This is a genomic window from Natrinema soli (genome assembly GCF_028618695.1).
Map to the genome: position 1 here is coordinate 1 of NZ_JAQIVI010000073.1, position 19670 is coordinate 19670.

General features: G+C 53.6%; 18 protein-coding genes and 3 pseudogenes. 13 read left to right on the plus strand and 8 right to left on the minus strand.

The window, feature by feature from the left end; genetic code table 11:
* Positions 1 to 1194 precede the first annotated feature (1194 nt).
* On the plus strand, positions 1195 to 1755 hold the full coding sequence (locus PGX04_RS04295) for a hypothetical protein (RefSeq protein ID WP_273737377.1): 561 nt from the start codon (positions 1195 to 1197) through the stop codon (positions 1753 to 1755).
* A gap of 226 nt (positions 1756 to 1981) precedes the next feature.
* Here PGX04_RS04295 and PGX04_RS04300 read toward each other — a convergent pair whose 3' ends face one another.
* Positions 1982 to 2305, minus strand: a complete 324-nt coding sequence (locus PGX04_RS04300) for a rhodanese-like domain-containing protein (protein WP_273737378.1) — start codon at positions 2303 to 2305, stop codon at positions 1982 to 1984.
* 80 nt (positions 2306 to 2385) lie between these two features.
* Here PGX04_RS04300 and PGX04_RS04305 point away from each other — a divergent pair, with 80 nt between their 5' ends.
* Both PGX04_RS04305 and PGX04_RS04310 read left to right on the plus strand, forming a co-directional pair.
* Positions 2386 to 2979 (plus strand): class I SAM-dependent methyltransferase, encoded by a 594-nt coding sequence (locus PGX04_RS04305; protein ID WP_273737379.1) that lies wholly within the window; start codon positions 2386 to 2388, stop codon positions 2977 to 2979.
* Between the two features lie 100 nt (positions 2980 to 3079).
* On the plus strand, positions 3080 to 3451 hold the full coding sequence (locus PGX04_RS04310; RefSeq protein WP_273737380.1) for a hypothetical protein: 372 nt from the start codon (positions 3080 to 3082) through the stop codon (positions 3449 to 3451).
* Positions 3452 to 4121: 670 nt separating this feature from the next.
* On the opposite strand, the gene PGX04_RS04315 is transcribed toward PGX04_RS04310, so the two are convergent.
* Both PGX04_RS04315 and PGX04_RS04320 read right to left on the minus strand, forming a co-directional pair.
* Positions 4122 to 4538, minus strand: coding sequence for a PIN domain-containing protein (locus PGX04_RS04315; RefSeq protein ID WP_273737381.1), 417 nt, complete (start codon positions 4536 to 4538; stop codon positions 4122 to 4124).
* A gap of 9 nt (positions 4539 to 4547) precedes the next feature.
* A complete protein-coding gene (locus PGX04_RS04320; protein ID WP_273737382.1) occupies positions 4548 to 4778 on the minus strand; it encodes a hypothetical protein in 231 nt (76 codons plus the stop codon).
* Between the two features lie 181 nt (positions 4779 to 4959).
* On the opposite strand from PGX04_RS04320, the gene PGX04_RS34990 reads away from it, so the two are divergent.
* The 5 genes from PGX04_RS34990 to PGX04_RS04345 all read left to right on the plus strand — a co-directional run bounded on the left by PGX04_RS34990 (position 4960) and on the right by PGX04_RS04345 (position 10705).
* Positions 4960 to 5148 carry a DUF8012 family protein gene (locus PGX04_RS34990; RefSeq protein WP_273737383.1) on the plus strand — a complete coding sequence of 63 codons (189 nt, stop codon included), beginning with the start codon at positions 4960 to 4962 and terminating at the stop codon, positions 5146 to 5148.
* A gap of 957 nt (positions 5149 to 6105) precedes the next feature.
* Complete coding sequence (locus PGX04_RS04330) at positions 6106 to 6987, plus strand: SOSS complex subunit B family protein (protein WP_273737384.1); 882 nt, start codon at positions 6106 to 6108, stop codon at positions 6985 to 6987.
* A 380-nt stretch (positions 6988 to 7367) separates the two neighbouring features.
* Positions 7368 to 8777 carry an ATP-binding protein gene (locus PGX04_RS04335; RefSeq protein ID WP_273737385.1) on the plus strand — a complete coding sequence of 470 codons (1410 nt, stop codon included), beginning with the start codon at positions 7368 to 7370 and terminating at the stop codon, positions 8775 to 8777.
* Between the two features lie 1254 nt (positions 8778 to 10031).
* Positions 10032 to 10307, plus strand: a complete 276-nt coding sequence (locus tag PGX04_RS04340; protein ID WP_273737386.1) for a PadR family transcriptional regulator — start codon at positions 10032 to 10034, stop codon at positions 10305 to 10307.
* A 92-nt stretch (positions 10308 to 10399) separates the two neighbouring features.
* Positions 10400 to 10705: a hypothetical protein gene (locus tag PGX04_RS04345; RefSeq protein WP_273737387.1), complete on the plus strand. Its 306-nt coding sequence runs from the start codon at positions 10400 to 10402 to the stop codon at positions 10703 to 10705.
* A 50-nt stretch (positions 10706 to 10755) separates the two neighbouring features.
* Here the strand turns inward: PGX04_RS04345 and PGX04_RS04350 are convergent.
* Positions 10756 to 10845 (minus strand): annotated as a pseudogene (locus tag PGX04_RS04350) (Lrp/AsnC family transcriptional regulator); the annotation flags it as partial.
* On the opposite strand from PGX04_RS04350, the pseudogene PGX04_RS04355 reads away from it, so the two are divergent.
* Positions 10831 to 11116, plus strand: a pseudogene (locus PGX04_RS04355) (IS1595 family transposase); the annotation flags it as partial. The pseudogenes PGX04_RS04350 and PGX04_RS04355 sit on opposite strands and share 15 nt — an antisense overlap.
* Positions 11117 to 11248: 132 nt before the next feature.
* Here PGX04_RS04355 and PGX04_RS04360 read toward each other — a convergent pair.
* The 4 genes and pseudogenes from PGX04_RS04360 to PGX04_RS04375 all read right to left on the minus strand — a co-directional run bounded on the left by PGX04_RS04360 (position 11249) and on the right by PGX04_RS04375 (position 14043).
* Entirely contained in the window at positions 11249 to 11776 is a 528-nt protein-coding gene (locus PGX04_RS04360) for an HTH domain-containing protein (protein WP_337959445.1), read from the minus strand.
* A gap of 220 nt (positions 11777 to 11996) precedes the next feature.
* A complete protein-coding gene (locus tag PGX04_RS04365) occupies positions 11997 to 12647 on the minus strand; it encodes a dihydrofolate reductase family protein (protein ID WP_273737389.1) in 651 nt (216 codons plus the stop codon).
* A 210-nt stretch (positions 12648 to 12857) separates the two neighbouring features.
* Positions 12858 to 13046 (minus strand): annotated as a pseudogene (locus PGX04_RS04370) (DUF955 domain-containing protein); the annotation flags it as partial.
* 166 nt (positions 13047 to 13212) lie between these two features.
* Positions 13213 to 14043 carry an HTH domain-containing protein gene (locus tag PGX04_RS04375; RefSeq protein ID WP_273737390.1) on the minus strand — a complete coding sequence of 277 codons (831 nt, stop codon included), beginning with the start codon at positions 14041 to 14043 and terminating at the stop codon, positions 13213 to 13215.
* A 336-nt stretch (positions 14044 to 14379) separates the two neighbouring features.
* On the opposite strand from PGX04_RS04375, the gene PGX04_RS04380 reads away from it, so the two are divergent.
* From PGX04_RS04380 to PGX04_RS04395, 4 genes are all read left to right on the plus strand, one after another.
* The gene (locus PGX04_RS04380; RefSeq protein ID WP_337959444.1) at positions 14380 to 15858 is read left to right on the plus strand and encodes a hypothetical protein; all 1479 of its coding nucleotides are present in this window, start codon (positions 14380 to 14382) and stop codon (positions 15856 to 15858) included.
* A gap of 295 nt (positions 15859 to 16153) precedes the next feature.
* Positions 16154 to 16507 carry a DUF5802 family protein gene (locus PGX04_RS04385; RefSeq protein ID WP_273737392.1) on the plus strand — a complete coding sequence of 118 codons (354 nt, stop codon included), beginning with the start codon at positions 16154 to 16156 and terminating at the stop codon, positions 16505 to 16507.
* A gap of 56 nt (positions 16508 to 16563) precedes the next feature.
* Positions 16564 to 17733 carry a transposase gene (locus tag PGX04_RS04390; RefSeq protein WP_273737393.1) on the plus strand — a complete coding sequence of 390 codons (1170 nt, stop codon included), beginning with the start codon at positions 16564 to 16566 and terminating at the stop codon, positions 17731 to 17733.
* A 391-nt stretch (positions 17734 to 18124) separates the two neighbouring features.
* Positions 18125 to 19492 carry a carboxylate--amine ligase gene (locus PGX04_RS04395; RefSeq protein ID WP_273737394.1) on the plus strand — a complete coding sequence of 456 codons (1368 nt, stop codon included), beginning with the start codon at positions 18125 to 18127 and terminating at the stop codon, positions 19490 to 19492.
* The last annotated feature ends 178 nt before the right edge of the window (positions 19493 to 19670 follow it).

Below are 19670 nucleotides of genomic sequence, written 5' to 3' on the forward strand. Positions count from 1 at the left end.
CTCCCATTCCCCGACAAAATGTACGACCAACTCGAGCAGACTGACGACTTTTTCTCACACTCTTAGTACCAAAATTTTTGAAGAAAAGCCCCCCATCTACATGGATATTATTCTACCATTCTATGACGGATTTAAAATCAGGATTCTGTGCCACTTCCCCGATATATATGCGTAACATTATATGTATTAATTCTAACTACATATAAGATAGACACATCCCGTCGCGCACGACCTGAGGGCTGAAACTGCTGAAAACCCTAATTGACGGGTTTTACGTACGGAACTCTTCTCCAAAATTGACTGTCTGATTATTACTTTCATTCAATATAACACACCGATCATCCCAATATCGGCGGTTTCACCCTTCCGTCGCGCACGTTCTTGATTTCAGCCCCGAAACCCGAACTCGTCGCGCACACAATAACGCCCTTAGATATGCGTGACAGGGTTTTAAATAGATGTAAGGCCGTAAGGCCGGCCGTGAATGACGATTTTTCGTCCAAAGGAATGGGGGTTTGTGCAGAAACAGAGGTGTGCGCGACGGGTAGTGAGACGTGGAGGGTTCAGAGGGCAAGGGGAGGTGTATGTATCAGAAACTGGAGGTGCGGTCTGGAGGAGTGTGCGGATCGAGAATGGAGGGATTGAGTTGGGTGTAGAACGGGTGGAAGGCAGGGGCAGTAACAAGGGGGTAGTCGGAAGGGGAATGAGAGAGGAGTGAGAAGCATTTTCAGAACACGATCAGTGGGAGAGTGGAGAGCGGTAGAGAGGTGGGAGGGGACGGGGTGTGAGACAAGGTAATAGATGTGAGAGAAAGTTGAGAAGAGAGCAGAATGTGAGGGACCAATAGAGAAAGAAGAGGGTGGGGAGAAGTAGAGAGAGGATGGTGCTCGAGGCGAGAGGGAGAAAAGAGAGTGAGGTCTGGAGAACGAGTGAAGGGCGGAGAACAGGGTGGAATGTGGTGATCGGAGTGGAGGGGACTGGAGATGAAGCTGAGGAGAGGTGAGAGTGGGAGGAACGTACAAGTTAGGAGCCAGCCCATGACGGGGAATATGGAAGAGAGCTCGAGGATAGAGAGGACGTCGACGGTGAGGTGGGACTCGAGGGCGGTGGTGAGTGAAGAGCAGCTAGGAGGACGTCAGGCTAGGTGATCGCGACGGCAGTGTTGTTCGCCCACCTGAGAGGGGTGAGCGGGATATGAGCTGGACAGATCAACATCAGACGGAAGACGCAGAGGACGATGATCAGATCCTGAGCGAGGAATTTGACGACTGGGTTCAAGAAGGAGCAGCGCCAGGCGAGGAAGACGCAGAAGATGACGGCCAGGCTGACACCACAGCAGCGGACGAAGCCGAGAGTTCAGCCGAGGATGGTGAGGAGAGTAGTGAGGGTGAGCAGGCAAAGGTTGCATCGATGAGTTCGAGTATTGTCTCGAGGCAGGGGGCAGACAAGCCGCTGATGATGGACCAGTGTCCGCGGTGTGACGGTCGCGAGTTCGTCTCGAAGAAGCTCGTGTACGAGGAGTTCCACTACAGCGAAGGGGGTGAACTCGAGGGACACCAGAACAACGTCCGGGCAGAGTTCGAGTACACGTGTCTCGAGTGTCAGAAACGGTTCCACGAATTGCCGAGAGGTGCGCAATCGTACTATACGGAAGTGGCGGTGCTACGGCAGGATCTGCGACGAGCGATCCGAGTACAGCTGCGAGCATGGGGCAGTTCGATGAAGTCCTGGATCCGGAAGCCGTACAGAAGATAGGGGGCAGTGCGGTTTGAGTGAGTGGGAGGACGAGAGTGGTGAGATGAAATGAGTATAGTGGGAGGGACGACGGGTGGACCACACAGCACCGCCCTCCCACGATCACCTGCCCACCTCCAGGTTCCGGGCTGCTCGCTCGCTCTCTTCGAGCTCGCTGTGCTGCCGGGCTTTCCCCAGTGTGAGCATGCCATCGAATATCCAGTATGTAGGACTGCGTATTTATCGACTACTCTTGGTCACGTTTCCATGCAGTCAAACCCCCATCAAGGGCACTCGCATCTCGACCTTGGTCTTGGAGTTGACGGGCAGTCTCCGTCGAAGCAACACCTGCGTCGCAAACCATGACGAGTTCTTCTTCGTCTGGAAGGTGATCTAACTTGGCTAATGCTTCCTCAACATTCCCCGAAAGAAGTGCTTCTCGAATAGGCTGGTTCTGACTCCCTTCGATATGGTCTTCCTTATAGTCTTCTTCTGAACGAATATCAACAACACATACGTCATCGCCATTCTCCAACCGTTCTCGTAGCGTTTCGGAGTCGATGGTCGTCATCAGCACTGTGTTCTCTATCTGGAGTTATGAGTCCGATGTTCCACCAACGGGATTTACACTCAGGGGACGAACCGTGACGTATGAACCGCTTCCAAAATACACGGCAGCCAGATTGGGATTGGTGGGGCAAACTGTGGCCGACACCCGGCGAAACACTCCGCGAACTTGAGCTCTCGACCGGGGACGCTCTCGTAGAGATCGGAAGTGGGAACGGCTACTTCACGTTACCCGCTGCCCGAATTATGGCTCCTGCCCCCGTGTATGCCCTTGACCTCGACTCGTCGCTCCTTGAGGAACTCGAACATTTCGCTAACCAACAGGAACTCGATAACGTCGTTTCGATTCATGGCGACGCTCGCTCGCTTGCAGACCATCTGCCCGACCTCGTGGATGTTGCCTTGATAGCGAATACGTTCCACGGAATTGATAACCCGACAACATTCGTCGAAGGAGTCGTCGATGTTCTTACCGACGACGGACGGTTCATCGTCATCAACTGGCGAGACCTCATCCAAGAGACGACGACAGTCGCTGGCGAGCCGCGAGGCCCACCAAGCGAGTTGCGTCTTTCCCCTACTGAAGCCCAGGAGTTAGTCAAGGAATCAGCTGACCTTACACTGGTCGAGCAAATCGAGATACCACCGTATCATTATGCGTTAATCTTTGAACGATAAGCCCCTACCCTGTATTTACCGTTCGGCGGGTAGTCACAGAGAAGATTGCGAGTCGTTCTATGCTCCCCTCCTGTGTGTAAGGTTGGTCCCTCTCGGTCTGGTGGCCTTGCTACTCGAGAGCGATCCGAGTGTTGGACAGCTGGAACAGCGGTACTCATCGGTGACAATCGAGGTGGCGATCATTTCGATAGCAGTCCGAGTGTTGGACAGCTGGACGGTTCTGGCAGAGGAGGCGGTGTGGAGAATCGGCGGGAGCGATGTCGGTAGTGAACGGGGCGCTCGAGAAGACAGAACACACGGGATGGTAGTACACTGGTACGTTGGGGAAAGACGAAGACGATGTTGCGGGAGTGCGGATAGACGTGTGAATTGCTCGGATTACGTAGGGCAGAGTGGGGTTGACGTGAAGATGACGCTCGAGGAGAGGAGGGAGAAGATCGTGATGGAGGGGTGGAGTCAGAACAATGGTTGAGACGGAGACAATGTTGTCGAGGAGATGGCTCGAGAAGCAGGACTCCGCGACTAGTAGCGTCTAAGTGGCCTCATTGCTAGCTCTTCTCTACCGAACTGAAACCTGTATCAAGATGTGAGACAACACGATCCACTACCCAGACCAAGTGCTTGTTCTGTCTCACGAACCATCTCGAGGACAAGCCCGCAACTCAATTGACCGACCAGTGGCCCGTGCTTCCTGCTGCAGTACGAATTACGTCCACTGAGGGTGAACAGCTTCTCGTAGCGGCTCGTGATCGAACAACGTGGATTAACCAACCACAATCAGCGGTGGATAGCGACTGCGAACCAACAACGTACCTCTACGACGAGGGTGGGTCCGGCATTCGCGACGAGCAGCGACTCGCAACGCTACTTGTCAACGCCGACGATAATGCGTGGCTAGTCCCAGCAATTGCACTCCAGCAGGCACCCAAAGGGAGTGAAGCTAATCATCCGGATAGTGGCATTCCGACCAAAGAACACCTCGAGTGTCACCAGTGCGATCGCACAACCGACCATCGATTTAGTGCTCATGAATCGTTTCCCGACGAAACGTGGACCGGCCATACAATCTGGGAGTGTCAGGTCTGCGGGATGCCGCGCTATGGGCCGACTCCAGAGTGAAACTAAGAGACTAATATGCCGAGTTAGAGCGTGTCAAATGAACCAATCACGTCACTCGTCGAGTACGTCTCGACCAGGTTCTGTTCATCGAAATCAGAATCGTCGCTCCAGATGGCAGCATCACTGGCGATCGCACACGCAAGGTACAGCACGTCGTCAGGGTCAGTGTCTCCGATTGCCGCTTGCGCTGTCTCGATAGCCGGATAGAAGTCGTCGGCAGAAACGACCTCAATGTACTGGAACAAGAGGTCGATGAACTGTACTACTCGGCCTGGTTTCATTCCGGACTTCTCCACGATCAGGTCTTCATAATTCTCGATTTCGTCATAAACAAAGACGGGTGTCAAGAGGTCCGGTTCGAGTGTGACGATGAGTTCCCGTGTTTTCGAATCAGCGATGAGTGCAGATATGACGACGTTGGCGTCAATGACCAGCTTCATTCGTCGAGTCTACGCCGACTCTTCTTCGACGCGCTTGCGTCCTTGTTCGTTGATCTTATTGGCGATTTCTTGAACGTCGTGCTCAGTGAGATCACTCTCACTGGTGAGTTCGTCCATCATTTCGAGTGCCTCAATCTTCTCTTGGATGGCCTGTCGCGTGACCTCACTCCAGTTGATCTCTGGATGGTTTTCCATTCGTTCTTTGAGATCGTCATCTACGTTGACCGTGATACTGGGCATACAGAATTCTATGGGAACACAGAATAATGTGTCTTCCGGTGCAATCATATCCTTGTACGCATAAGTCTCACGCCGCAAAGAACGGTCAATTGGATAGCAACCTGCCATCAGACCGGTAACAGGACAGTCCCTCCGTGCTTGGCGTGTCATGTTTATCCGCGCAGTAGCCGGGGCGTGTCGAATGGATCCACGCAATATACCAGAATACAGACTACATCGTACACTCAGCCAACTCAACCATCTCGAGGGTGATCAACTGACTGACGCAGACAGAAAACGAATCGAGATAGCAACGGCGCTCTTGGAGGAAACGAATCTTCTCACTCAACCAGGGAGTGGTGAAACTGCTGATACCCATATTAACTCTTAATCGAGCGTGATATAGAATCGGTCACAGCTCTATTGGACTCCGTAGCGAGCGGTCAGTACAGGTGATGTAGTGAACGGATAGTTTGCTCCAGATTGCGTGAAAAGAGTGTCATGCGGATCGTTCTATGACTCCCTCGCGGGATGGTTGTACATTGGTACGTTGAGGGAGAGACGAAGACGATGTTGCGGAAGTGCGGATGGATGTGTGAATTGCTCGGATTGCGTAGGACAAGTGTGGTTAGCGTGGAGGTGACGCTCGAGGAGAGGAGGGCAGAAGGAGAGTGAAGATCGTGACGGAGGGGTGGAGTCAGAACAATGGTTGTGCGGGAAACAACGCCGTTGAGGAGATTGCTCGAGAAGAGAGGAGTACACTTCCACCGAAAGCCCTCGGACGCTCGGCATCCCGCGCCTCGCTGCGCGCCTCACTCCCTCGCAATGCTCGGCCGTTGCGGTGCTTGCTGGGCGAGAGCCGCGGTTCTCGCTGGCCTCCGCTCGCTATGCTCGCGGAGACGTCGGCGGGGGACGACCGAGTCGACCTCGCCCTTTCGAAGCCCACCAGGCTGAGCTGAAGGTGGGGATGCTGTAGCTATCCCTCGACTGGTGTGAACGAGACAGCACGCCCCGCTCGCCTTCCCTCCCTCTGCATCGCTCGCGACCGTCCATTCCGGGCTGCTCGCTCCCGGTGGTCGCTGTGCTGCCGGGCTCTGGTTTCGACGCCAGCGGGTAACCGCGGGGGGTTGCGCGGCGTCGCTGCTCACCCCCCACGGTTACTCCGCTGGACGCTCGCGCCGGTCGTCTCGGCGCGCGGTGCTGGATGGTGGGGGTGGGTGTCCCGCTCTACTCGCGCCTCAGGGGACCTGAAGGCGCGAGCGAGAGCGGTTGCAGGAGACGAGCACAGTTGGGACTCAGAAGAGTTGAAGGTGAAGACGCGTTGGAAAGCGCCTTCGGGTTAATTGCAATGAGTTCTACGAACTTCCGAGATGATAAAACTTCGGATGAATCGAGTGTCAACCAAGAGGCGGCTGCGGAGAAGACGGACGTGGACGTCGACGTGGAAGATCCGTTCGCGGAAGACATCGTGGACGAGACGCCGGAGTTCGCGGCGTCGGTTGATCAGGAGGTCAATACGAAAGTCGAGACGAACCACCCGGAGACGGTGGTTGGACGCGAGGAGAACGAGTTCGGACATCTGCCACTGGCACAGGAAGAGCGGATTCGGGCTCGAGAGGAGGAACTCGAGTTGATCAGTGCGAAGGCGACGTTCGGAACGCAGGAGGGGCGAGAGAAGCGGACGCGAGAGGTCGTGGCCGAGCAGCGCCGAGAGCGGCGGGTCGAACGGGTGGATCCCCGTTCGGAGCTGGAGCAAGAGCAGTTGGCGGAGGTCAACACACAATCGGTGCGAATCACGGAGACGGTTCGTGGAGGTCCAAGCCGGGCGGCGGTGAGCCGTGGACTGGCGGAGAAGGTGACCGACGGGAAGTCGATGATCGACGCAACCCTCGAGGAGATGGACGAAGTGAAGGCCGAGTCGGGGACGATCGTGGACATTGCAGACGTGCCGGAGGTGGAGGCAGGCGAAGTGGACGTGGAAGGCGAGATCATCAAATTATGGGAACCCTCGAAGTCGTCGATCAGCCAAGTGGGGCTGATCGCGGATGAGACCGAGAAGATGAAGGTCACGATCTGGGAGAACTCCTACCAGACGAACGTGAGCGAGGGAGAGACGGTACGAATCAGGAACGCGGCGAAGAACTGGCACAACGAGCGATGCAACCTGGCCGTGACCGGCTGGAGCCGCCTCGAGTTCCCCGAGCGCGGCCAGTGGTGGACCCAGGAATAGCATAGCTTTCCCTCTTTTTGTGTGTCCGACCACACGCTCGCTTCGCTCGCGTCCTCCCCAGCCTCCTCGCTTCGCTCCCTGTGGTCGCATCGCTCGTCCCTCGCACGTTCTGCGCGCTACTGCGCGCATTCAGCGCGCGCCACCGCTAGTACCGTCCAAAACGTGGACTGCCTAGAACACCTCCTTTCTAAAACTCGTGTCACGTTCGATTTTCTAAGAAGATCTACTAGTCAGAGCAGACTTGGGACGTACTAGCTGGCGCTGAAACACTACAGCGTCAAGAACTCGTCTAAGGGTGCCCGAGATACGTTAGTCTAAACTAAGTTAGCTCAAACTCCTTTAGAGGAACAGTTTTACGTGTCCCCTTCGAAGCGGACACAATGACTGGATTTGTAAATCGGGAACGGGAACTGAAACGCCTCAGTAAGCTCTACGAGAGCGATACCGCGGCACTGGCAGTAGTTTGGGGGCGACGGCGGATGGGAAAAACGACGCTCGCGATCGAGTCGATCCGAGATCGCGACGGCGCCATCTACTACCAGGCGACTAGAGGGACTGCAGACCAGCAGATTTCCTCGTTCATCAACGACGCTGCCGAGGTGTATCCAGGGATCACACGGATCCGTGAAGAGTGGGAGCCACTCTTCGAATTTCTTGCCGAGCAGGATGCAGTCATCATTGTCGACGAGTTCCCGTACCTCGTCGAGCAAACGGACGCACTCCCGTCGATCCTGCAGCGCGTCTGGGATCATACCGCTGAGAAAACTGCGACGACCTTCGTGCTGACCGGGTCCGCTATCGGAATGATGCACGAGTACGCCCTTGAAGGAACAGCGCCGTTGTACGGTCGCGTCGCCAAGAATCCGAACGGGGAGATCGAAGTTGGCCCGCTCCGCTTCGGGGCTGCAATGTCGTTTTTTCCCGAGTATCCCCCCGTTGACCAGGTGATGACCTACGGTGTCTTCGGCGGGACGCCAGAGTATTTGCGAGCCGTCGAAGACAACGAGACGCTCGAGGAGAACGTCACGAGAACGTTGTTACGCCGTGACGGAGGGCTCCACGAGGAGCCCGAAAACGTGCTCCACCGGGAACTGGATGAGGTCGACCGTTATTTTGCGATATTGAAGTCGCTTGCGGAAGGAAACCGAGTCAAGAACGAAGTCGCCCAGGGTGCCGGAATCAGTAATAGTAGTGTCGGCTATTATCTCGATCGACTGAATGACTTGCGAATTATCGAACGAGACTACCCAGTCACCGTCGATCCGGATCGGAGCCGGAAAGGTCGGTATATGATCACAGATCCATTGTTCCGGTTCTGGTTCAGATTCGTCTATGGGCGGACAGCCCGGTACGAGGTATATGGCGAGGATGCCTACACCGACCTCATCGACCCAGAACTGCCAGACTTCGTCAGTGGGACGTTCGAGCAGTTGTGCCAACACGCTGTCCTGTACGCGTTCGGCGACGAGTATCGCTTCGTAGAGGAACCTGGGAACTGGTGGGATGGTAGTGGAAGCGAGATCGATATCGTTGCTCCGACGAATGGAGAGACACTCCTCGTCGGTGAGGTGAAGTTCCGACAGGACGCAGTTGGGTACGATGTCCTCAGTCAACTCGAATCTGAAGCTCTGAAAGTGGACTGGCACCCAGACAGCGGTGGTGACCCGGAGTACCAGTATGCGCTATTCAGTCGGTCTGGATTCTCGTCCGCAGTCAAGGAGGCCGGATCGGAACGGGACGATCTTCACCTGTTCACCGTCACTGACGTCGTCGGACTGATCACGGAGTAGCAATCGAAGTGAATTGACTACCAGCTATGCATTGAGAACACCAGTCTCAGCTTCTGAGTATTAGGTTGTAAACAGGGTGTCATAGAAAAGTTCCCATATCCTCTCTCTGTGACTAGCCGACAAACGGTAAGTACAGAGCAAGTAGTGTGCGACCTTTTCAGTGAAATAGCTATTTGGAAAACATGACCCTAAGAGAAAGACGATTTTCAACCTATGGAGGGTACCATTTGGTCGCCATTATTATCATGCCGTGCGCCAACGCTGAGGGCTAACGCAGCGGTTAACAAGCCAACTGCCGAGGCTATGAAAAACCATCCCAACCAGAGGCCAAAGACGGAGATACCTACGCTAACAAGTGCAGTTCCCCATGTTATACGTCGGTGGTTGGTCCATGTAGCGATTCCGCCGATAGCGACGAGGCCTAAGAGGAGAGTTGCCCAGAAGAACAGCGTGGACGCATTGCCACCAGCATTCCCGACAAGGTAGTCGATACCAGCTATACATCCTTCGGCACCTCCACTTGTCTGATGACACGAGACTGAACCGAATGCACCCATTAGATAGAGAAATCCATATGCTCCAGCCAGACCGGCCAACCCAGCAGCGATTCGGGCAACACGTCTGGGACCGACCGTTGTATTAGCCATATAGAACAAGACGTAGTGTAGGATCTTTAATATTTTCCTGATAAGTGCATAATTCACTAAGTATGTACACGTAGTTGCCGTTCAGCACAGATGAAGCACACATCGTTCAGTACAGATGAGAAAAGTATTGTTCTGGAGTGATTGACCATATAATAGAATATTCGACATAATCGTGGAAATCACTGATAGCCATTCACCACCAATATTCATAATTGAGGGGTAGAGACATGAGCACACTTAAATTATTACGGAAGGATTCTCGGTGGAAAAGGGGAGCCAGCAAAACAACAATGTACGAATGTCGTAACTGTGGGCAGAAATTCTCAACAGACGTTAACATGTGTTTCACCTGCGAATCAGATGAGATTGCGCACTACGAATTCTAAGCGTCACCTATAGTGAGACTTTCATACGACTGTTCTGGTACGGTATTAACAAAGCACCTATGCTCTGTTCGCAAGTGTAGTGAACGGATAGTTCGAACCAGATTGGGTGAAAATAACGTTATGCGGATCGTTCTATGGCACTCTTCTACCTTCACAGTGCGAAGACATACAATTCTCCATGGAAAGAAGTCAAATACAGCCACATTGAATACTCTCGTAATATGGATGACCTCACCGGCTTCCAACGAGACCTCCTGTACGTGATCGCAGGTGCCGATCGCCCGTCCGGACAAGATGTCAAAGAGGAGATAGAGGGGTACTATGAGAGCGAGATCAATCACGGTCGGCTGTATCCCAACCTCGACACGCTTGTCAACAAGGAGTTGGTCGAGAAGGGGGAACTCGACCGGCGGACGAACTATTACGCGATCAGCGACGCAGGAGAGCAAGCGATCCAGGATAGACAAGCATGGGAAGATCAGTACGTCGAGTTGTAATGCATCCATATTCGTTCGTTCGAGACCGTTGGAAATTCCGACCGTTTTGCCAATGAGAAGGCTTATACTGGCAAAATTGAGTCTACCACTGTATGCCAAGTGAGAGAACAATGACAAATATCGTTACAATAATTGGTCGTGGAGTGCCATCCAACTACGAAATTAGCGTCGATGGTGACATCGAACCAGTTGAGGCTGACTCGCTTGAGAAAACCACAGTGGTTTCGGAACATGCTGTCGAGGGGACGATCGAAACCGGCGTCCATCGGTTCCAGTTTTCTGGGGAACTAGCGAATGTCCATGTTCTCGATTGGAACGGAACTCCAGCATCTGAATCACCGAGCACACCGGAAATCCACATCGACTACGGCGTCCCCGGCCGAAAGAACAACAGCTAGACTGGCAACGCGATTTCGCTTCACTAAATTTCTACAATCGCGGTCGTAGGTCAGCTGTTATCGTTGGTTTCGAGCTTGAACTGGTCGTCTTCAGCGACAGCGTTGAGAACGAGACTCGTATTTGACTGGTTGATGTCTGGACTGACGGATTGCCAGCCTACCGAGGCATGGAGCACGATCACCGGTACATTGTCCACAACGAGGATATGTCTCCGAAGATAGCGTCCATACGAACCAAGCGGAGTGTCTCTGGTCGCCGCTCTAGCCGTGGTTAGCGAAGTTCCGCGGCCTCTCCGAGCAGGGCTTGGAGCAGGCCGCTCGCACCTACGGATTCCTCCGCTCACACACCCTTTCTGGGGCACCGATTCACGCGGCCTCGTCGATTGCATCGCTGTCAATGTATTCCGCTAGACTACCGAAGAGCGACTCTCGAAGACCTTCTTAGAAGAACGTACACAGGAGGAGATAGTCCAGCACCTAATATCTCAGCACAAGGAAACTGACATTCAAACTATTTCATGACCTTCTCGGTCGAATGTCGGCTCAGCTTCCGTTCTCATCTCCGTTTTCCATCGTATCCTCGAGTATCGGCTCGAGATGCTCCTGAAACGCAAATGGGTCAGTAAGCCCGGCCTCGAGCGCGGCGAGACACATCTCAACGGAATATGTCCGATCACCATCTGAGCATGGAGCAACACAACGGAGTTCGTCATCCTCATATACAGCCAGACAGACGATCGGTACCTGAATCTCCACGGCTGGTTGAGAACTGATCAGGGACGTAGTTTCACGCTGTGTAAATGCTGGACGCAGCGTGTATCCCTCGCGATCAGCCCATGCCTGAAACGATTTGACTGTGAGTGAAACTGATGGCCCGGAATCGGTGAGTTCTTCGAGAGCAGGGTTTACAGTTGTCCAGCTTTTGATTTCCACGTTGGCAATCCCATCTGCCTCTAACCGTCGCACGCGAGTGACGGTCTTTTTGAGTTGCTGTATGATTTCCGAAGAAGTGCGTTGACGAAGATACAGTTGAGCTCGTATTGTTTCAGCCTGTTCTGGTAATTCTGTCATTATTATGAAGAAGTGCCGGGTATTATCTTCCGCATTCCCCTCCCATTTCTGGCTCAATAAAGCAACCACAAGTTATAGATTTCTATATCTAATAATCTTCACAATTTGAACCATGTTTTATCCGGTGTTGTGAGGGTGTCATAGAACTATTCACAAGGAATTGCTTTCACCCGACATGCAGTGAGCCGGCTGCTCCGTAGGTATGCGAAAGTTCCACTACTCACTCCGCCACATCTTCCAATTCGAACGAGCCGTGGTCAATCTCGCCCGCCCGCTCGTATCGGAGCATTTGGACCCCCGTGCTCGACGTCTCAGCAGTTGTCAGTTCGAGGGCCGCAGGAATCGTCCCGTCGCCGAACAACCGCTTCCCGTCCCCCAGTATTAGGGGGAAGGTCCAGAGCCAGAACTCGTCGACGAGGTCGTGTGCGAGCAGCGTCTGGATCAGGTCGCTGCTCCCCTGCATCACGATCACGTCCCCGCCCTTTTTGAGGTTCTCGACGGCCGCCACAACGTCGCCTGAGAGGAGTGTCGAGTTGTTCCACTCCACCGCGTCGAGGGTTCTGGAAGCGACGTACTTGGGCATGCTGTTCAGTTTCGTCGCCATGGGATCGTCTTCCTCGACGTTGGGCCAGTATGAAGCGAAGATCTCGTAGGTTTTTCGGCCGAGCAGCAGCGCGTCCGCCTCGGCGAACTGGCCGTCCATGACCTCGCCCATCTCCTCATCCCAGTAGTTCATCGACCACCCACCCTGATCGAAGCCACCGTCTCGGTCCTCGTCAGGTCCCCCCGGTGCTTGCATCACGCCATCGAGGCTGAGTTGTGTTCCAACGACGAGCGTTCCAGTCGTGTCGTCCGTATGATTATCGTTCATACATCTTGATTACGTGAAAGCAGACGATAACGCTATCTCTGCACTAAACGATCCAGTGGTAGCGCACCAAAGGTGTGCGAACTGTTCTATGACATCTTCGTAGCACAATAAATCGCTATGCACGAGTCGCACTCGAGTGCATTGATGATCTCGAGCAGAAGCGGTCGATCACTCACCGTCTGTCTCCTTGCTGACGATGTCGATGGTCTCTTAGGCGGTCGAATTGATTCGTTCAAGCTGATCGAGAATCGTCTCTGGTTCATCATCGTGCCGCGGGGCAAGGTAGAACGCTGACCTACTGGTATCCAACTCGAAGTACCGCTCAACGATGTAGCCGACCGCTTCGGCCTCGAGCTCACGCTTCGATCGCTCAGCCTTGTCATCGGCACCACTGTGTACTCTTCGATCCGTTTTCCCACTCTCGATCTGGTGATATCAGATTCCCAACACGGATGGCTGCAAGACGATGACAGCGCTGTCTCTCCGCCCTAACGGCGGTGCTTTAGCGCCTCCAATTCAGATAAAGGAACCGTGCTACCATCGACTGTTCAGGCGCGAGAGGGTGTCAAGTGCAAAGCGCTTGCTGCTTAAGCGGTGGGCCCATTTGAACAACGCGGCAGTTCCCGGGAGTTTCTGCTACTGTGAGCGCAGCTGCTAGTTGCAGCCACGGGCCAACTCGGTGGTGATCGAGTAATCGCGACGGATCCGGTGGCCAAAACAGCACACCACCGAGTGGATCGTCGGGATCACCGTATCGCTCTGGCGGGAGGATTGTCTCGAGGAACGCATCAGCAGCGTCGAGTAGCGTCTGGTTCTCCTCGAGGATGGTCGGAACAACGGGATCGCGGCGCTCAGCAGCCGTCTGAAACGAGAGCGCCAGACGATATCCGTTTTCGTCGACATGGATGAGATCGAGTGCCTCGAGCCGGTTGCGATAGTTCCGGATGGTCCGTGCTGAGACGCCCGCTCGGGCGGCGAGGGCACGCTGTGACAGGCGGTTTTCGGCTGTGAGAAGCATCTGAACGATTCGGCCAACTGTCGGTGGAAGATCGGCGAGCAACTGCTGGGGTTCGAGCATACTCAACGCGTAGCGGAGTTCGTCCGGCCGGAGCTCTCGGCTCTCGTCTTCGCCGGCGAGTTGGTACAGTGCTCGAGCAGCAGCGTATGGTGAACTGACTACCGCCTGTAGTAGCGAGATACTGTCTCGAGTCGGTCGGAGGTTCTCGGTCTGCAGGATCCGCGTCGCAGCCATCGCGTAGCCCGTTCGATCGACCGACGAGAGGGAGACGTGGACAGCGAATTCGAGAGCGTCATCAGCGACCGCTGCTGGCCTCTCGAGCGCTTCCTCGAAATACGGACGGAAAAGTCGATGGGCATCTTCACCGCGAACGACCACGGGGCCGATAAGCGCTCAGTCCTGCCCAGGAGTTCCACGCCGAGTAGCCTGTGATTATTCTGTAATTAGACTGTCATCGCACTCGCGCGTAAATTCGTCCTGTCTGGACTATTAGATAGAAGAATACACACTCTGCCGTCATAGCTATTCAGTTGCGATTGTGCAAATACACGGTAGCTGCACTATTATATTCGTGTTACAGTCAATAACAGAATACCTACTTCGTATCTACTAAGACGCGCTATGGTAAAAGATCAACAGAACGGGGACGGGCTAAAACGGAGAGGCTATCTCAAAGGGATCGCGGGAACAGGACTCGGTGTTGGCATACTTAGCATGTCGACTGCCAGCACGAACGCGAGCGAAGACGAGGACGATGCTAAGAATAAGGGTAATACGCACGATGTCGACGGTGACTGCGTATACTTGGTCTTCGGTGCCGATTCGTCCGAGGACGATCTCGACGCGTGGGTCGCCGAACACGAAGACGAGATCGCCGAGGGATCGCAAGATTCCACCGCCCAAGTCGTTCAATATCAGGACATTTCCCAGCTCAACGTCAATCAGCAGGCCAACGCCGTCAGTATCGCTATCGATGGCGGAGAGGCGACGGCAATTCAGCAGGCCGACCAGAACAACAGCAACACCCAAGAGGGACGCGCTGAGTCGATAAACATCTCCGAAACGGAGAACAGTGAGACGTTCAACGACGTTAGCACCGTGTACATCGTCTTCGCCGAGGAGACCGGATACCGAGAATTCAACGGCTGGGTTGTGAGCGATGAGACCTACCAGAGCGAGCAGTCTGCCCAGGCGACAATCGAGCAGTCTCAGGAGGTCAACCAGTTGAACTACAGCAGCCAGAGCACTGCCGTCGCCATCGCTGAAGACGGCAGCGACGCTGGGGCCTACCAGCAGAGTGCGCAGACGAACGAGAACTACCAGCACGCCGAGGCAGCCGCAGTGAACATCGGCGGAGGCAAGAAAGCAAAGAAACGAAAGAAGAAGAAGAAGAAAGGCAAGGAGATAGCTGGCAGTCAGGAGGCAATGTCATCGATCGAACAGTGGCAGGAGGTGGCCCAGCTCAACGTCAGCGAGCAGGGAGTCGCAATCGCGATCGCCGTCGGTAGCGGCAGCGTCGCGGAGGCATACCAAGTCAGTTCACAGTCCAACCTCAACGAGCAGGTCGCCGACGCGACCGCGATCAACTTTGAGTGGACGTCCGCCGATGAAGTCATCGCTAACGCGGACATGGTCGGCGAATTCTCAGACGAGAAGATGAACCGTACCGATGATGGTTCGTCCCAATCGAACAGCCAGGAAGCGTCCGCGAATATCGCGCAGGTTCAAAGCGTCGGACAAGAGAACATTAGCTTACAGAACGCTGCGATCGCCGTCGGAACCGACGATAGCACCGCGACAGCTCGACAGGAAAGTTACCAGGCGAACCTCAATGCACAGGTTGCATCCGCGGAAGCGCTGAACGTCGAAGGTTCTCACTGTAGCGCGACCGCAGTGGTGAGCGGAGAGAATACAAACGGCGACGAATCGTGGGCGGTTGCCTACGAAAGCGGTAACAACGAGAACGCACAGCAGGTGGCTACCGCTGAAATCAACCAACTACAGTTCATCGAACAACTGAATGTCAACGAACAGAACGGCGCGATCGCATACGCCGCCGACAGCGGCGATGCAGTGGCTGAACAGCTAAATTACCAGCTGAACAGGAATGTACAGGTGGCCGAAGCAAGCGCTGTCAATGAAGGTGGAGGTGATAAGAACAAGAAAGAGAAGAAGGGCAAGAAGAAGGCCTGATAGCCGTTCACATCGGCGTCCACCTATCGATCCGTTACCCCTTGACTGGCACAGCGGTGTCGGCCGAGTGAACTGCGAACTCGCTCCACTGCTCCGCCTCTTTCTGTAACTCCGTGTCGAAGCGCGACCGGTTATCGTCCGTAGATCCTCGATGATATCCAGAAATCATATATTCCCAATAAGTAGCTATATAACAAATTGGTTACACTAAAAGCCTACGCTGCTGACCGCAGTATCAATTCCTGATGTGCGCCGCGACTTTAATGCTGCGCCCCTCGTGTGTTACACTATAGCAATGTTCAAGGAGTTCTCGGCCGGCTACTACATTGGCCAACTCTACGTCGAACCGTATGACGGTAACCACGTTGTCATGGACTGCGACCAGCACGTAGAAGCAAACAAACAGGTATATGCCACCGACAAGGGACTTGAACGGCTTGACCACCCGCTCGTGATGAAGGTCGATCAACAGCATGTTCCTGTGTTCGCGGACGACGACGTCCCCACAGACACACTTAATCTGCCAGACAAAGTACTTGAAGCGACCCAAGTCGACCAGCCGCCGACACTGAAATCGGTTTTTATTGCCAAAGCAGAGCGGGCCGCTCAGCTGCTGGAATGGACTACACCGTACAGCATTGGTCTTTAGCTACTTGACTTCGCACGTTATATCGTTAGAGCCCGTATAGAGCGTGTGAAAGGTGGATGCTGCCGATAACGTCGTTCCTATCGTGTACTGAACCAATCGACCAATTCGAGTGTTTCTCGACGCGGCAGAAACACCACGCCAAAACCTACGTGACAGGTCTTGTTGCGGCCAGCAACAAGACCGTTCAAGGCATCTCGAACATCGTTCTCCTGGCCAAGAGCGAACGTGCTTTGAACAAGTTCCTCACCGAGTACGACTGGGACGAAGATCAGCTCAACAGAGAACGCCTCGCGCTGCTCCAACAAGCCGATGACACGAGATGGAGCAGTGAAGGTGTCGTCATCATCGACGACACCTTCACGCACAAAACGGGCAAGAAAATCCCTCACGCAGGGAAATACTACGACCACGGTATCCACACTACATCTGGGGACAGAACATCGTCTACGCACTCTACGCCGACGAGAAAACCACCTACCACTAGGCTTTCGCCTCTACAAGAAAACAACAAACGCCGCGTTGAACTCGCTATCGAACTTGTTGACGAACTCATCGAGATAGGTGTCCGCCGGGACACCTATCTCTTTGATATGTTCTACAGTACCGAGGAGTTCGTCACCCATCTCGAAGAGTATGGGAAGGAATGGGTTTCAGCCGTCAAGAGTGATACACGCGTCAGCTATGGCGGTGACCGAATCCGTGTCGATGCGCTCAGCCAGCGCATCGACACAGTCCCACGAACCGTTAACGGCGACATCTACCACATCTGGACACAGAAACGTGATGTCGGTCGTCTTGGAGAAGTGAAACTCCTGATCACTGAGAAAGAATCAAGCGATGAAGACGAGGAACCGAGCGTGAAGTATATCGTGTCGGACAAAATCGACGCACCGGCAAGCCATCTCATCGAGTTGTACGCGATGAGATGGCGAGTAGAGACGTTCTTCAGGGACACCAAGCAGGACCTTGGTTTTGGCGACTGCAAGTTACGGCACGCCGCAGGTGCCAGTGCCGACTGGCACCTGCTGATGCTGGCCTACAGTCTCCTCAAGTCCGGTGCTGCACATAGCACCCTTGGAACGATTCTTGGACACGCGAGTTCACTCCGAAACGACGTCAAACGATCCTTTCGTGAAAGCGTTCAGAATCTTCTCTCGTGGGCACTGACCAGTCCGTACCGCAGCATCGACGAGCTACTGCACCAAATCGACGGCATGTTCGTCTAACGTGCGAAGTCAAGTAGCTAAAGACGGATGACGTCGATGTAATGTTTCAGTTGCTCCGCTACCTCTTGTGTCGAGTTTGCAGGATAGCGGTGACTGTAATCCATCACTGTCTCTTGATTAAAAATGTGTCTTCTTAATGGCTTGTATCTCTGCGTGTCGGTTTTAACCCCCAAAACATTCGTCTTGACCGCCTAAACTCTCGATAAGTGACGCCATTGTATCAATGAATAAATCGAAGAATCAAATTTTCTAGAATATTCGAGCCTATATTTCAGTCTAATGGTACTATACGTGCTGAAAAGATTGTAAAAAATACTATTATTTAGACTGATAGTGCAGTTTTGGTAAGTAATGGCTATACGCGAGGGCATAGCTGTTACCGACACAACTAATGGCCTCCCATAGTGATTCAGCTTCAAGCCGAGTCCCTGCCGAAAAAGAGTCAATTGTTGTCCCTGCTGCTGCCGTCCCAAGTACTGGCATCTGTCTTCGTTCGCTGTCCCCACTCGGAGTTCACACAATCGTTGTTTCTGAAGATCCGTTCGCGATGTCGTTCAGTTCAAAATACTGTGATGAAGCCGTCCTTGTCCCTGATCCGACGACAGACCTTGAAATGTATTCAAAGGCGCTACTCGCGCTTGCCCGCCGTGAGGATGTCCGGACGATCGTTCCAGTTCGGGAAGAAGACGCATTCGTTCTCTCAAAACATCGAGAGGCTTTCGCCGAATATATCTCAACCCCTTGGCCGAATATGGAGGCGCTCCAACGCGTTCATGATCGAGTACGCTTGGCAGCAGCTGCAGAAACTGCTGGCGTCCCAGTGCCGAAAACAACCCCACTCGAAGCAGTTGAGACATGGGATTCACCATCGATTATTAAATCGCGATACAACCTTCTCGTCAACGAGTACGTCGACACCGTTCCTCAGGGCGAGACAGATCGGAATAAGACAGTCAAACACGTGCAGACCGGAGAGGTGGTGAGTGTAGATGAACTCCGTACTACGTTCGGTCATAATCCTATCGTTCAGGAATTCATCTCGACCGATGAAGAATATATGTTCGCTGCGCTCTGCGATCACGGTGAGCCACTTTCGACATTCCACCATGAACAGATACGAGCCCCATCCTACACCGGTGGAGGTGGCGTCTATCGCGAGTCTACTTATCTACCTAAACTGGAGGACACCGCATTGGCGCTACTAGAGGAACTGGAATGGCACGGCCTCGCCTGTATCGAGTATATGCGCCACCCGGAAACAGGCGACTTCTATCTTACTGAAATTAACCCACGAATGTGGACATCTCTCTCGGCAAATGTCCAGATGGGGGCGAATTTTCCAAAATATTACTGGCAGATGGCGATGAATCGCACCAATAAAATCAACTCCAACTATGAACGTGGAGTTGGATGTCATTATTTCAAGGGCGAATTGATGCACGTTTTAAGTCTCTTGGGTGAAGACTCTGCACTCGTTGAACGCCCATCACTTATGGAAACGCTCTATAAAATACTTCTATCCTGTTATAGACAACAAAATTTTGATGTGTTTAGCCGTGACGACCCTTGGCCATTTATTCAGGATATCCTAACCGAGATTGACGGTGCTACCCCTACTTTGTTTGAACTGGTCGAACTCGGCAGACGTGCCAGTCGATCCGATCGACCCACACATTGGCGTAAAGCAGCAGACACGCCCGAGACGAAAGATGATCGACACCAATTGAGACTCTCTGCTGGATTACCTTCCCAGCACTAACCTACGTATTCATTACACCTTCTCCCCACTTTGACTCGGTTCCGCACGATCCTGAACGCGAGCCCGGGTTTTAATCCCGTTCTGGGTTTTCCCCGCTTCGATGAGAGATATAAATACCGACAGAAGATCTATAAATATCTCTCGAGAGGCAACAAGTCATCCCTGCTTTGTCGACCAC

Bases quoted from the DNA above. Each gene is read 5' to 3' on its own strand.
- PGX04_RS04295 (WP_273737377.1), top strand. From the start codon at position 1,195: ATGAGCTGGACAGATCAACATCAGACGGAAGACGCAGAGGACGATGAT.
- PGX04_RS04300 (WP_273737378.1), bottom strand. From the start codon at position 2,305: ATGACGACCATCGACTCCGAAACGCTACGAGAACGGTTGGAGAATGGC.
- PGX04_RS04305 (WP_273737379.1), top strand. From the start codon at position 2,386: ATGAACCGCTTCCAAAATACACGGCAGCCAGATTGGGATTGGTGGGGC.
- PGX04_RS04315 (WP_273737381.1), bottom strand. From the start codon at position 4,538: ATGAAGCTGGTCATTGACGCCAACGTCGTCATATCTGCACTCATCGCT.
- PGX04_RS04320 (WP_273737382.1), bottom strand. From the start codon at position 4,778: ATGCCCAGTATCACGGTCAACGTAGATGACGATCTCAAAGAACGAATG.
- PGX04_RS34990 (WP_273737383.1), top strand. From the start codon at position 4,960: ATGGATCCACGCAATATACCAGAATACAGACTACATCGTACACTCAGC.
- PGX04_RS04330 (WP_273737384.1), top strand. From the start codon at position 6,106: ATGAGTTCTACGAACTTCCGAGATGATAAAACTTCGGATGAATCGAGT.
- PGX04_RS04335 (WP_273737385.1), top strand. From the start codon at position 7,368: ATGACTGGATTTGTAAATCGGGAACGGGAACTGAAACGCCTCAGTAAG.
- PGX04_RS04340 (WP_273737386.1), top strand. From the start codon at position 10,032: ATGGATGACCTCACCGGCTTCCAACGAGACCTCCTGTACGTGATCGCA.
- PGX04_RS04345 (WP_273737387.1), top strand. From the start codon at position 10,400: ATGCCAAGTGAGAGAACAATGACAAATATCGTTACAATAATTGGTCGT.
- PGX04_RS04360 (WP_337959445.1), bottom strand. From the start codon at position 11,776: ATGACAGAATTACCAGAACAGGCTGAAACAATACGAGCTCAACTGTAT.
- PGX04_RS04365 (WP_273737389.1), bottom strand. From the start codon at position 12,647: ATGAACGATAATCATACGGACGACACGACTGGAACGCTCGTCGTTGGA.
- PGX04_RS04380 (WP_337959444.1), top strand. From the start codon at position 14,380: ATGTCGACTGCCAGCACGAACGCGAGCGAAGACGAGGACGATGCTAAG.
- PGX04_RS04385 (WP_273737392.1), top strand. From the start codon at position 16,154: ATGTTCAAGGAGTTCTCGGCCGGCTACTACATTGGCCAACTCTACGTC.
- PGX04_RS04390 (WP_273737393.1), top strand. From the start codon at position 16,564: ATGCTGCCGATAACGTCGTTCCTATCGTGTACTGAACCAATCGACCAA.
- PGX04_RS04395 (WP_273737394.1), top strand. From the start codon at position 18,125: ATGGCCTCCCATAGTGATTCAGCTTCAAGCCGAGTCCCTGCCGAAAAA.